The sequence below is a fragment of the Bradyrhizobium sp. 613_E4_N2_2 genome (genome assembly GCF_052075995.1).
GTDB classification, from domain to species: Bacteria; Pseudomonadota; Alphaproteobacteria; order Rhizobiales; family Xanthobacteraceae; genus Bradyrhizobium; species Bradyrhizobium barranii.
Window position 1 is genome coordinate 1,184,935 of the sequence record NZ_CP197234.1, and the last position, 12,539, is coordinate 1,197,473.

At 64.9% G+C, this 12,539-nt stretch carries 14 protein-coding genes; all 14 read left to right on the forward strand.

All coding sequences use genetic code 11. From position 1 onward, the window contains the following. Positions 1 to 49: 49 nt before the first annotated feature. The 14 genes from urtB to AB7290_RS05605 all read left to right on the forward strand — a co-directional run bounded on the left by urtB (position 50) and on the right by AB7290_RS05605 (position 12,486). Positions 50 to 1,657 carry an urea ABC transporter permease subunit UrtB gene (urtB, locus tag AB7290_RS05540; RefSeq protein ID WP_441253362.1) on the forward strand — a complete coding sequence of 536 codons (1,608 nt, stop codon included), beginning with the start codon at positions 50 to 52 and terminating at the stop codon, positions 1,655 to 1,657. Beyond that, positions 1,654 to 2,820 carry an urea ABC transporter permease subunit UrtC gene (gene urtC, locus AB7290_RS05545; RefSeq protein WP_085401879.1) on the forward strand — a complete coding sequence of 389 codons (1,167 nt, stop codon included), beginning with the start codon at positions 1,654 to 1,656 and terminating at the stop codon, positions 2,818 to 2,820. Before urtB ends, urtC begins: the two co-directional genes overlap by 4 nt. 5 nt (positions 2,821 to 2,825) lie before the next feature. Beyond that, positions 2,826 to 3,587, forward strand: a complete 762-nt coding sequence (gene urtD / locus AB7290_RS05550) for an urea ABC transporter ATP-binding protein UrtD (RefSeq protein ID WP_014498216.1) — start codon at positions 2,826 to 2,828, stop codon at positions 3,585 to 3,587. A 3-nt stretch (positions 3,588 to 3,590) separates the two neighbouring features. Continuing rightward, positions 3,591 to 4,286 (forward strand): urea ABC transporter ATP-binding subunit UrtE, encoded by a 696-nt coding sequence (gene urtE / locus AB7290_RS05555; protein ID WP_008131878.1) that lies wholly within the window; start codon positions 3,591 to 3,593, stop codon positions 4,284 to 4,286. Between the two features lie 36 nt (positions 4,287 to 4,322). Beyond that, positions 4,323 to 5,153: an urease accessory protein UreD gene (locus tag AB7290_RS05560; RefSeq protein ID WP_085401878.1), complete on the forward strand. Its 831-nt coding sequence runs from the start codon at positions 4,323 to 4,325 to the stop codon at positions 5,151 to 5,153. 39 nt (positions 5,154 to 5,192) lie between these two features. Beyond that, entirely contained in the window at positions 5,193 to 5,495 is a 303-nt protein-coding gene (locus AB7290_RS05565) for an urease subunit gamma (RefSeq protein WP_085401877.1), read from the forward strand. Between the two features lie 10 nt (positions 5,496 to 5,505). Continuing rightward, on the forward strand, positions 5,506 to 5,811 hold the full coding sequence (locus tag AB7290_RS05570) for an urease subunit beta (protein ID WP_085401876.1): 306 nt from the start codon (positions 5,506 to 5,508) through the stop codon (positions 5,809 to 5,811). Between the two features lie 3 nt (positions 5,812 to 5,814). After that, positions 5,815 to 6,354 carry an HD domain-containing protein gene (locus AB7290_RS05575; RefSeq protein WP_085401875.1) on the forward strand — a complete coding sequence of 180 codons (540 nt, stop codon included), beginning with the start codon at positions 5,815 to 5,817 and terminating at the stop codon, positions 6,352 to 6,354. Between the two features lie 34 nt (positions 6,355 to 6,388). Further along, a complete protein-coding gene (gene ureC, locus AB7290_RS05580) occupies positions 6,389 to 8,104 on the forward strand; it encodes an urease subunit alpha (RefSeq protein ID WP_085401874.1) in 1,716 nt (571 codons plus the stop codon). Positions 8,105 to 8,232: 128 nt separating this feature from the next. Next, positions 8,233 to 8,532 carry a putative quinol monooxygenase gene (locus tag AB7290_RS05585; RefSeq protein ID WP_014498210.1) on the forward strand — a complete coding sequence of 100 codons (300 nt, stop codon included), beginning with the start codon at positions 8,233 to 8,235 and terminating at the stop codon, positions 8,530 to 8,532. Between the two features lie 12 nt (positions 8,533 to 8,544). Further along, the gene (locus AB7290_RS05590) at positions 8,545 to 9,156 is read left to right on the forward strand and encodes an urease accessory protein UreE (protein ID WP_085401873.1); all 612 of its coding nucleotides are present in this window, start codon (positions 8,545 to 8,547) and stop codon (positions 9,154 to 9,156) included. Next, positions 9,137 to 9,865: an urease accessory protein UreF gene (locus tag AB7290_RS05595; protein ID WP_441254513.1), complete on the forward strand. Its 729-nt coding sequence runs from the start codon at positions 9,137 to 9,139 to the stop codon at positions 9,863 to 9,865. The genes AB7290_RS05590 and AB7290_RS05595 overlap by 20 nt, the downstream gene beginning before the upstream one ends. Positions 9,866 to 9,904: 39 nt before the next feature. After that, positions 9,905 to 10,528 carry an urease accessory protein UreG gene (gene ureG / locus AB7290_RS05600; RefSeq protein ID WP_063980981.1) on the forward strand — a complete coding sequence of 208 codons (624 nt, stop codon included), beginning with the start codon at positions 9,905 to 9,907 and terminating at the stop codon, positions 10,526 to 10,528. Positions 10,529 to 10,827: 299 nt separating this feature from the next. After that, positions 10,828 to 12,486 carry a CHASE domain-containing protein gene (locus tag AB7290_RS05605; RefSeq protein ID WP_014498206.1) on the forward strand — a complete coding sequence of 553 codons (1,659 nt, stop codon included), beginning with the start codon at positions 10,828 to 10,830 and terminating at the stop codon, positions 12,484 to 12,486. Positions 12,487 to 12,539 lie beyond the last annotated feature (53 nt).

Below are 12,539 nucleotides of genomic sequence, written 5' to 3' on the forward strand. Positions count from 1 at the left end.
AGGCGGCTATTCCGCCGCCTTCTCCCCACTTCTGCCGGGGTGATTCAAAGTGCCAACCAATTTGTCCGCTCGTCTCTGTACCTTTGTCCTCTCGTTGTTTCTGATCGCGTTCGCACTGCCGGCCTTTGCCGGTCCGTTCGAGGATGCGGTCGCCAAATTCGCCAATGACGATTTCTCCGACACCGATGAGGCGATAGGCGTCGTCGCGAGCAGCGGCAACAAGCTGGCTTTCCCCATCATCAGCGCGCTCCAGGACGGTCGCCTCATGGCCGACCCTGATAGCAAGAAGGTTTACGTCACCAGTGCCGACGGCAAGTCGATCGATGCTGCGACCGGCGAGCCCGTCGCCAGCGTTCCCGATAGCGCCAGCGCGGTGCGCCTCAACAACCGCCTGCGCCGCAGCGTCGACGCTGCGATCGGCAGCCTGACGCTCCAGTCGCCGGATGTCGGAACGCGCCTCCAGGCGGCGCAATCCGTCTTCAAGTCGCACGAGGAGACCGCGCTCGAGCCGGTCGATGCCGCGCTCGCCAAGGAAACCAGCAAATCGGTCAAGGCCGCACTCGGCGATGCCCGCGCCGCGATCCTGCTGTTCAAGTCCGATGCCACCGAGGTCGAGAAGCTCGAGGCGGTCGCGACCCTCAAGGTGCGCGGCGACCAGGAGGCGATGGCGCTGCTGACAGGCATGGGCGATCAGCCGGCCTCGGTGACCAAGGCCGCTGCGAGCGCAATCAGCTCGATCCAGGGCTCGCTCGCGGTCTGGTCCACGGTGCAGAATGCCTGGTACGGCCTCTCGCTCGGCTCGGTGCTGCTGCTCGCCGCGATCGGGCTCGCCATCACCTTCGGCGTGATGGGCGTCATCAACATGGCCCATGGCGAGATGGTGATGATCGGCGCCTACACCACCTTCGTGGTGCAGGAGGTGATCCGCACCCGCTATCCCGCACTCTTCGATTATTCGCTCTTGATCGCCGTGCCGCTCGCCTTCCTCGTCGCCGGCGGCATCGGCGTGCTGATCGAGCGCAGCATCATCCGTTTCCTCTACGGCCGTCCGCTGGAGACGCTGCTGGCAACCTGGGGCCTGTCGCTGGTGCTGCAGCAGGCGGTGCGCACCATGTTCGGCCCGACCAACCGCGAGGTCGGCAATCCCTCCTGGATGAGCGGCGCGTTCGAACTCGGCCAGATCACCATCACCTATAACCGGCTCTGGATCCTCGTCTTCACGCTCGCAGTGTTCGCGATCCTGCTCGCGATGCTGCGCTACACCGCGCTCGGCCTCGAGATGCGCGCGGTGACGCAGAACCGCCGCATGGCGGCCTCGATGGGCATCGCCACCTCGCGCGTCGACGCGCTGACCTTCGGTCTCGGCTCCGGTATTGCCGGCATCGCGGGCGTGGCGCTGTCGCAGATCGACAATGTCAGCCCCAATCTCGGCCAGAGCTACATCATCGACAGCTTCATGGTCGTGGTGTTCGGCGGCGTCGGCAATCTCTGGGGCACGCTGGTCGGCGCCTTCACGCTTGGCATCGCCAACAAGTTCCTGGAGCCGGTCGCCGGCGCCGTGCTCGGCAAGATCGCGATCCTCGTTCTCATCATCCTGTTCATTCAAAAGCGGCCGCGCGGCCTGTTCGCGCTCAAGGGCCGTGCGGTGGAAGCATGACCCCCCACATGCTGACCAGGTCGCTGGACCGCGGCGCGACGATCTTTCTCGCCATCGTCGCGGCCTGCGGCATCCTCATCCCGCTCTCCAACCTGCTGCTGCCCGCGGGCTCGTTCCTGCAGGTGCCGACCTATCTGGTCGCGCTCTGGGGCAAATATGTCTGCTACGCGATCCTCGCGCTCTCGATTGACCTGATCTGGGGCTATTGCGGCATCCTCTCGCTCGGCCACGGCGCCTTCTTCGCGCTCGGCGGCTACGCGATGGGCATGTACCTGATGCGGCAGATCGGCACCCGCGGCGTCTACGGCAACCCGATCCTGCCCGACTTCATGGTCTTCCTGAACTATTCGAAGCTGCCCTGGTACTGGTACGGCTTCGACATGTTCTGGTTCGCGGCGCTGATGGTGCTGGTCGTCCCCGGCCTGCTCGCCTTCTGCTTCGGCTGGCTCGCCTTCCGCTCCCGCGTCACCGGCGTGTACCTGTCGATCATCACGCAGGCGATGACCTATGCACTGCTGCTCGCCTTCTTCCGCAATGATTTCGGCTTCGGCGGCAACAACGGCCTGACCGACTTCAAGGACATCCTCGGCTTCAACGTGCAGGCCGAGGGCACCCGTGCCGCGCTGTTTGCGCTGAGCTGCCTGGCGCTGATCCTGAGCTTCCTGATCTGCCGCTCCGTCGTGTCCTCCAAGCTCGGCAAGGTTCTGATCGCAATCCGCGACGCGGAATCGCGTAGCCGGTTCCTCGGTTACCGCGTCGAATCCTACAAGCTGTTCGTGTTCACGTTGTCGGCCTGCATGGCCGGCGTTGCCGGTGCGCTCTACGTGCCCCAGGTCGGCATCATCAACCCGAGCGAATTTGCACCCGGCAATTCGATCGAGGCGGTGATCTGGGTCGCGGTCGGCGGCCGCGGTACGCTGATCGGCGCTGCACTCGGCGCCGTCGTCGTCAACTACGCAAAAACGTTCTTCACCTCGGGCATGCTCGCGCCCTACTGGCTGTTCATGCTGGGCGCGCTGTTCATCCTGGTGACGCTGCTGCTGCCGAAGGGCATCGTCGGCACCTTCAATGCCTGGTGGGAGTCGTCAAAAGAAAAACGCACCGCAGCCAGCGCGAGCGCCGCGGCCGAAGATGGCGTCACCGAACCCAAGATGGCGGAGTAGGCGCAATGAACGTCATGGATACCCGCGCGACCTCCGCGATGCTCTATCTCGACGGCGTGCACGTCTCGTTCGACGGCTTCCACGCCATCAACAATCTGTCGCTGACGCTCGCGCCCGGCGAGATGCGCGCCATCATCGGCCCGAACGGCGCCGGCAAGACCACGATGATGGACATCATCACCGGCAAGACCAAGCCCGACGAGGGCACGGTGCTGTTCGACGGCGTCACCGATTTGACGCGTCTGGACGAGACCCGCATCGCCGAGCTCGGCATCGGCCGCAAATTCCAGAAGCCGACCGTGTTCGAGAGCCAGACCGTGCAGGACAACCTCCTGCTCGCGCTCAATGTCGACCACAGCGTCAAGGGCACGCTGTTCTGGCGCGGCAGCAGGGCGGAATCGGAGCGCATCGACAAGGTGCTGGAGACGATCCGCCTCACCGACGCCCGCAACCGGCTCGCCGGCAGCCTCAGCCACGGTCAGAAGCAGTGGCTCGAGATCGGCATGCTGCTGGCGCAGGATCCGAAGCTGCTGCTCGTCGACGAGCCCGTCGCGGGCATGACCGACGTCGAGACCCATCTCACCGCCGAGCTGCTGAAAGAGATCAACAAGACCCACACCGTGATGGTCGTCGAGCACGACATGACGTTCGTGCGCGAGCTCGGCGTCAAGGTCACCTGCCTGCATGAAGGCACCGTGCTTGCGGAAGGAACCATCGACCAGGTCTCGTCCAACGAGCGGGTCATCGAAGTCTATCTGGGGCGCTGAGCGATGCTTGAGGTCAAGGACATCAACCTGTTCTACGGCGCGGCGCAGGCGCTGCGCGGCGTCTCCATCGCCGCAGAGCCCGGCAAGGTCACGTGCGTGCTCGGGCGCAACGGCGTCGGCAAGACCTCGCTGTTGCGCGCCATGGTCGGCCAGTATCCGATCTCCTCCGGCGCGATCGTGCTCGACGGCAGCGACATCACGGGCCTGAAGCCCTATGAGCGGGCGCGCAAGGGCATCGGCTTCGTGCCGCAGGGCCGCGAGATATTTCCGCTGTTGACGGTCGAGGAGAATCTCAAGACCGGCTTCGGCCCGCTCAAGCGCGAGGACAAGCACATCCCGGACGACGTGTTCTCGCTGTTCCCGGTGCTGCAGTCCATGCTCGGCCGGCGGGGCGGCGACCTCTCCGGCGGCCAGCAGCAGCAGCTCGCGATCGGGCGTGCGCTGGTGATGCGGCCAAAGCTGCTGCTGCTCGACGAGCCGACCGAAGGCATCCAGCCGTCGATCATCAAGGACATCGGCCGTGCCATCTCCTACCTGCGTAACCTCGGCAACATCGCCATCGTGCTGGTCGAACAATATCTCGACTTTGCCTGCGAACTCGGCGACAGTTTCGCGGTGATGGATCGCGGCGCGGTGAAGTTCTCCTGCGACCGATCCAATCTCGATCCGGCCGAAATCAGCCGCCAGATGGCGCTGTAATCCGAAAATTTCTGCCGCGGCCGGCTGGGGAGACGGATGCGCAGCGACGCTTTGACGACATCTTCGGTTTTCGAGGCGAACCGCGCCCGCGGCGCGGTGCGCTTCGACGTCCATGCGCGCGATGGCGTGACGCGGCGTGGCGTCTTGCATGAGTCCGGCTCCCTGCGCGTGCGCTTTCCCTCGCCGGAGGGCGAGGGGCTCTCCGGCGTGTTCGTCAACACGGCTGGCGGTGTTGCCGGCGGAGATAGTTTTGACATCGAGATCGCGGCAGGGCAGGGGTCGCGCCTGACATTGACCACCGCTGCGGCCGAGAAGGTCTATCGCGCGCCAGGGGCGGCGGCGCAGCTCAATATCGCCTTGAAGGTCGCCGCAGGCGCGCATCTCGGCTGGCTGCCCCAGGAGACGATCCTGTTCGATCGCGCCCGGGTCCATCGTCGTTTCGACATCGAACTCGACGAGGCCGCCTCGCTTCTGCTTTGCGAGATCGTCGTGTTCGGCCGCACCGCCATGGGCGAGCGGATGGAGCAGGGCGAGTTCTTTGATCGCTGGCGGCTGCGTCGTGGGGGCAAGCTGGTGTTCGCCGAAACCGTCAGGCTCGACGGCAATATCGGTGCAAAACTTGGGCGATCGGCGGTGGCCAAGGGCGGTGCCGCGATCGGCACGGCGCTGATCGTTCCCGGCGACGAGCGGCTGATCGAGCGTATCCGCGAGGCCTCGGAGTCATTCGCCGGCGAGGTCGGAATCTCCGCCTGGAATGGCTTTGCAATGGCGCGGTTCTGTGCCCAAGATGCCGCGCGCTTGCGCGCCGACATGATGGCGGTGCTGGCGCGGACCGGCGCGGCGCTGCCGCGGCTGTGGCTGAGTTGATGGCTGCTGAATTGATGCATTGAACGGAAGAGATGCTGCATGAACCTGTCTCCCCGCGAAAAGGACAAGCTCCTGATCTCGATGGCGGCCATCGTCGCCCGCCGCCGGCTGGATCGCGGCGTCAAGCTCAACTATCCCGAGGCGATCGCGATCATCTCCGACTTCATCCTCGAAGGCGCGCGCGACGGCCGCACCGTCGCCGAGCTGATGCAATCCGGCGCGCAGGTCCTCACCCGCGACCAGGTGATGCCGGGCATTCCCGAAATGATCCACGACATCCAGGTCGAGGCGACCTTTCCGGACGGCACCAAGCTTGTCACCGTGCACGAGCCGATCAGGTAGGAGCGAGAGCATGATCCCCGGCGAACTCTTCATCCAGGACGGCGAGATCGAGCTCAATGCCGGCCGCAAGACCGTGACGCTGACGGTCGCCAACACCGGCGACCGCCCGATCCAGGTCGGCTCGCACTACCACTTCTTCGAGACCAACCCGGCGCTGAAATTCAATCGCAAGAAAGCCCGCGGCATGCGCCTCGACATCGCCGCCGGCACCGCCGTCCGCTTCGAACCCGGCCAGACCCGCGACGTCCAGCTCGTCGCGGTGGCGGGGAAGAAGACGATCTACGGTTTTCGTGGCGACGTGATGGGGAAGCTGTGAGTCATGCTTCCCGCCATCCGCCTTATCTCGGAAGCCGCTGAGCTGGCCGCGCGCCGGCACAATGGCATGGCGCGCAAGGGGCGGGGGAACGAGCCTTACATCAATCATCTCGCGGAGGTCGCGAACCTGCTGGCGACGGCGACCGATGGCGCGGATGCCGAGCTGGTCGCGGCCGGGTGGCTGCACGACGTGATCGAGGACACCGACACCACTCGCGAGGAGCTCGCACAGAAATTCTCTGATCGCGTCGCCTCTCTCGTCGTTGAATGCACCGACGACATGAGCCTGCCCAAGCCAGAGCGGCGACGCCGGCAGATCGTCGATGCACCGAAGAAATCGGCCGGCGCCAAGCTGATCAAGATCGCCGACAAGATCAGCAATATCGGCGCGCGCATTCATTCCGACCCGTCCGCCGAAGAGCGCGACGATCTCGCCGACTACACGGGCTGGGCTGAGCAAGTCGTCGCCGGATGCCGTGGCGGCAATTCGTGGCTCGATGCAAAATTCGACGATGCCGTAAGCGCAGCGAGGGCTTCGCTGTGAACAACCAAAAATTCAAACGCAAACGGGGCTTGTGATGTCCGTCAAAATAAAGCGTTCCGTCTATGCCGACATGTTCGGCCCGACCACCGGCGACAAGGTGCGGTTGGCCGACACCGATCTCATCATCGAGGTCGAGAAGGATTTTACCACCTACGGCGAGGAGGTGAAGTTCGGCGGCGGCAAGGTGATCCGCGACGGCATGGGGCAGTCGCAGGTCACCAACAAGCAGGGCGCGGCCGACACCGTCATCACTAATGCGCTGATCGTCGACCACTGGGGCATCGTGAAGGCCGACGTTGCGATCAAGGACGGCATGATTTCGGCGATCGGCAAGGCTGGCAATCCCGACATCCAGCCGGGCGTCACCATCATCGTCGGCCCCGGCACCGACGTGATCGCGGGCGAAGGAAAAATCCTCACTGCAGGCGGCTTCGACAGCCACATCCATTTCATCTGTCCGCAGCAGATCGAGCACGCGCTGATGTCTGGCGTCACCTCGATGCTCGGCGGCGGCACCGGTCCCTCGCACGGCACGTTCGCCACCACCTGCACGCCGGGACCGTGGCACATGGGGCGGATGATCCAGTCGTTCGACGCCTTCCCGGTCAATCTCGGCATCTCCGGCAAGGGTAACGCGTCGCGGCCTGCCGCCCTGGTCGAGATGATCAAGGGCGGCGCCTGCGCGCTGAAGCTGCACGAGGACTGGGGCACCACGCCGGCTGCGATCGACAACTGCCTGTCGGTGGCCGACGATTACGACGTCCAGGTCATGCTGCATTCCGACACGCTGAACGAATCCGGCTTCGTCGAGGATACGATCAAGGCCTTCAAGGGCCGTACCATCCACGCCTTCCACACCGAGGGCGCCGGCGGCGGTCACGCCCCAGACATCATCAAGGTCGCGGGGCTGAAGAATGTGCTGCCGTCCTCGACCAACCCGACGCGGCCCTTCACCCGCAACACCATCGACGAGCATCTGGACATGCTGATGGTGTGCCACCATCTCGATCCCTCGATCGCGGAAGACCTCGCGTTTGCGGAGAGCCGCATCCGCAAGGAGACCATCGCGGCCGAGGATATCCTGCACGATCTCGGCGCGCTCTCGATGATGTCCTCGGACTCGCAGGCCATGGGCCGACTCGGCGAGGTCATCATCCGGACGTGGCAGACCGCGGACAAGATGAAGAAGCAGCGCGGGTCGCTCGACCAGGACAAAGGCAAGGACAACGACAATTTCCGCGTCAAGCGCTACATCGCCAAGTACACGATCAATCCTGCGATCGCGCACGGCGTGTCGAAGCTGATCGGATCGGTCGAGAAGGGCAAGCTCGCCGATCTCGTGCTGTGGTCGCCGGCCTTCTTCGGCGTCAAGCCGGACTGCATCATCAAGGGCGGCTCGATCGTCGCCGCCCCCATGGGCGATCCCAACGCCTCGATCCCGACGCCGCAGCCGGTGCACTATCAGCCGATGTTCGGTGCCTTCGGCAAGGCGCGCACCACGTCGTCCGTGGTGTTCACCTCGAAGGCGGCGGTCACCGGCGGCCTCGCGCGAAAGCTCGGCATCGACAAGAAGCTCTATGCGGTGCAGAACACCCGCGGAAAAATCTCGAAGAAGAGCATGATCCACAACGACGCCACGCCCAATATCGAGGTCGATCCCGAGACCTACGAGGTGCGCGCCGACGGCGAACTGCTCACCTGCGCGCCCGCCGAGGTGCTGCCGATGGCGCAGCGATATTTCATGTACTGAAATAGCGCCTGGACGCATGCCCCCGGCGCAGGCCCGGGGGGCGGCTTTTCCGGTTTTGCGTTCGACCCCGCCTGGTCTAAGGTCCCGCCCGGTATCTTACCTTAGAAGAAAAGCCGGGAGGATTTCTCGTGATTTACGTCGTTGCCACCTTGACCATCAAGCCCGAGACGCGCGCCGAATTCATTGCGGCCGCCACCGCCTGCATCAAGGAGACGCGGAAGGAGCCCGGCAATATCGCCTATGATTTGCACGAGAGCGTCACCGATCCCGCCAAGATGGTATTCGTCGAGCAGTGGGAGAGCGCCGAGGCGCTGGTGCCGCATCGCGCCATGGAGCACATGAAGACGTTCGGTCGCGTCGCGGTGAAGTGTTTTACGGCGCCGCCGAAGATTGAAGTGATCACGCCCGAGAAGGTCGAGACACGGTAACGGGGTAAAAGCATGATCCGGGCGACGCAGGTTAAGGGACAGCACGGCTTCACGGAGACGCCGGCGGATACGGTGGTGCTCGATTTCGACGACCGGCACCGCCGCCGCATGGCGATGACGGGGACGCGGGGCCTCGAATTCCTGCTCGACCTGGAGAATGCCGTCGCGCTGCGCGGCGGTGATGCGTTAGTGCTGGAGGACGGCCGGCTGGTCGAAGTGGTCGCGGCGCCCGAGCCGCTGCTGGAGATCCGCGGTCGCGATCCGCACCACCTCATTCGCGTCGGCTGGCATCTCGGCAATCGTCATTTGCCGACGCAGATCATGGCCAAGGGCCTGCGCATCCGCCGCGACCATGTCATCGAGGCCATGGTGAAGGGCCTCGGTGCGCGCGTGATCGAGATCGAGGCGCCGTTCGATCCCGAAGGCGGCGCTTACGCCGATGCCGGCCATGCACATGGCCACGACGACCATGCGCATCACGATCACGGCCATCACCACCACGATCATGGCCACGATAACCACGATCATGCCGCGCATGACCACGGCCACGACCATCACCACGACGAGCATTGCGACCACCCCGACCACCACCACGGCCACAAGCATGCTCATGACCACAAATGAGCCGGTGAGTGCCAGTGACCTCGCCGAGCGCGAGGCGGCGGCGCTGTACCGGCTGATGACGTGGCTGTCGCCGGCCTTTCCGGTCGGCGGCTTCTCCTATTCCAGCGGCATCGAATGGGCGGTCGAGGCGGGCGACATCACCGACACCGCGACGCTGGCCGACTGGCTCGACGCCATGCTGGGCGATGGTTCCGGCTTTTGCGATGCGACGTTCCTGGTCCACGCCTATCGCGCCACTGAGTTGGGCGAAGACACCACCTTGAACGATATCGCGGAGCTCGCCGCCGCCTTCGTGCCGTCGCGCGAGCGGCAGCTCGAGACGACCTCGCAGGGCCGCGCCTTCATCGACATCTCCCGTGCCGCGTGGGACGCCAACGGGCTGGATGCCATGGTTGCGGCATGTCGCACGGCACTGGTCTATCCTGTCGCCGTCGGTGTGGTCGCCGCGGTGCACGGCGTGCCGCTGGCGCCGACGCTGCATGCCTTCCTGCATGCGCTGGTTTCGAACTGGATTTCGGCGGCGAGCCGCCTCATTCCGCTCGGCCAGACCGACAGCCAGCGGGTGCTGGTGAAGCTGGAAGCCGCCGTTGCTGCGACCGCCAATCGTGCGTTGAATGCGACATTGAACGACCTCGGCAGCGCGACCTTCCGCGCCGATCTCGCCAGTCTGCGGCACGAGACGCAATATACGCGGCTGTTTCGCTCGTGAGCGGTGCGGCCTTTAATCCATCAAGAGAGAGCGAGTGACATGTCGAAATCTCACGGCCCCTTGCGTGTCGGAATAGGCGGCCCGGTCGGATCGGGCAAGACCGCGCTGATGGACCTGCTCTGCAAGACTATGCGCGAGCGCTATGACATCGCGGCGATCACCAACGACATCTACACCAAATGGGATGCGGAATTCCTCGTGCGCTCGGGCTCGCTGACGCCGGACCGTATCGCCGGCGTCGAGACCGGCGGCTGCCCGCACACCGCGATCCGCGAGGACGCTTCGATGAACCTGGCCGCGGTCGCCGACATGCGCGCAAAATTCCCCGGGCTCGACCTCGTGCTGATCGAGTCCGGCGGCGACAATCTGGCTGCCACTTTTTCCCCGGAGCTCGCCGACCTCACCATCTACGTCATCGACGTGGCGGCCGGCGACAAGATCCCGTCCAAGGGCGGCCCCGGCATCACCCGCTCCGACCTCCTGGTCATCAACAAGATCGACCTCGCGCCCCATGTCGGCGCCTCCCTGGAGAAGATGGAGACGGACGCCAGGCGCATGCGCGGCGCGCGCCCCTTCGTCATGACCAACCTGAAAAAGAGCGAGGGGCTCGACCAGATCGTCGGCTTCATCGAGGCCAAAGGCGGCCTGAAACGGGCGGGCTGACGGCGCGACGACGTGGCGCAGGCGTTTTCCGCCGTTAACGTCTGGGGCAAAAGCCGCATCCGCGGAACAAATTTCGGACACGGCGATTAACTACCTCCGGTGCCCGGAGCAAAGCCTTCATGGCCAGACCATCGGCCGGGCGAATTAAGCTTTTCAGGCGACCGAAGTTGCGTACTGATGCCTCCTCCTTCATTATCTCCGTTACTGGGGTCCACTCTGTTTCGGCACATGGCCGTTCGAGCGGCGTTGATATGCTCCGTGTTTATTGCCGACCTGCTGTTTTCGCCTGAGTAGTCGAAGTGGTCCGGCTGGGTTTTATCATCGGTTTCATCGCCCTGCTCGGAGCCCTGCTCTCCGGGCTCGCGGCCTATCGCGTCCACGACCAGGAGCTGGCACTGGACCGGATCGCGCTGGCGCGCGCGATCGACGTCCATGCGAGCCTGGTCCAGGACCGGCTGACCGAGCGCGAGCTGCTCGCGCGTGTCGCCTCAGGCTTGTTCCGTGCGCCGTCGGTCATCAAGCCGAACATGCTGGAGCCGCTGCGCTCGGCCATCTACGCCTTCAAGACCGATTTCGTGGTCGCCGGGTGGGTCGCCCGGCTGAAGCCGAACGAGCTTCTGCCGGCGGAGGACGCGATCGCGAGCGCCGGCTTCCCCAATCCGCAGATCCGCTCGTATGACGACAAGCCGATCGATCTTGCGAAGGTCACCCAGCCGATCGACGTGCTGATGGACCTCGAGCCGCGCAGCAACGAGACCAAGGCGCTGCCCGGCCGCAGCTACGAGCAGGATCAGGTGCGCAGCGCCATGCTGACGCGTGCGCGTGTCGAGAAGAGGTCGGTCGCCTCGGACCCGGTTCAGTTGCTGCGGGGCGGCGGGCCCATCGGCATCATCGTGGCCGCGCCCGTCATTCCCGAGGGTGCGACCGAGCCGGCCGGCTTCGTCACATTTTCCTACGAGCTCGCCTCCCTGATGCTGACCAATGACGACATGTCGTTGTTCTCTGTCGCGCTGAAGGATCCGCGCAGGGAAGGTGGCGAGCTCGTTGCCAACGACCAGGGCGTGGTCTCGTCACGCATGACGGCCGCGGACGGGCCGGCGCCGTCGGCGACGCGCACGGTGAGCTTTGGCGGGCGCGACTGGCATCTCGGCTACTACGCCAAGACCAATTCGGCGCGGCGCGCCGAGCAGACGGCGATCATCGTGGCGGCGATCGGTTTTGCCATCACCGCGATGGTGTGCGGCCTGTTCGGCTATGTCGCCTACAACAATCTGCGGCTCAGCCGGGAAATCCAGGTGCGGATCGGCTTCGAGCGCCGGCTGACCGCCGTCATCGACGAGCTCAACCACCGGGTCAAGAACATCCTGGCGGTGATCCAGTCGATCGTGACGCGCACGCTGCGCCACGGCTCGGACATCGACGTTGCGCGTGAACTGCTGATCGGCCGCATCCACGCCATGTCCAACGTGGTCTCGCTGCTCAGCGAGAGCCAGTGGCAGGGCGTCAAGCTGAAGGGCCTGTTCGAGGCGCGCGCCATCCCGCATGCCGACCGCATCGCCGTCACCGGCCCCGACATCGCGGTCAGCGCACGCGCCGCGCAGAGCCTGTCGCTCCTGTTCTTCGAGCTCGCCTCGCACTCCGACGAAGGTCTGTCGCTGGTCGGAAAGCATCCGCACATCACCGCGAATTGGACGGTGACGGGCGAGGGGACCGACGAGGTCTTCCATTTCCGCTGGGAGGAGTTCAACACCAGCGAGGCGACGCGCCGCCCGGATTCCGATTTCGGCCTGATCCTGCTCGACCGTGTCGCGCCCGAAGCGCTCGGCGGCACCGCCAAGCGCTACTTCACCGACGCCTCCTACGTCTATGAATTGACGGCGCCGATGGAGACGGTGGTCGACATGTCCGAGCGCGACCGCACGGACAAGATCTCGGCGCCGGTCAGGCCGGTGCGATAGAGGTCGCGCTTCAGATTGTTGTTTTGAGCATGATCTTTTCGGAAAACCGCTTC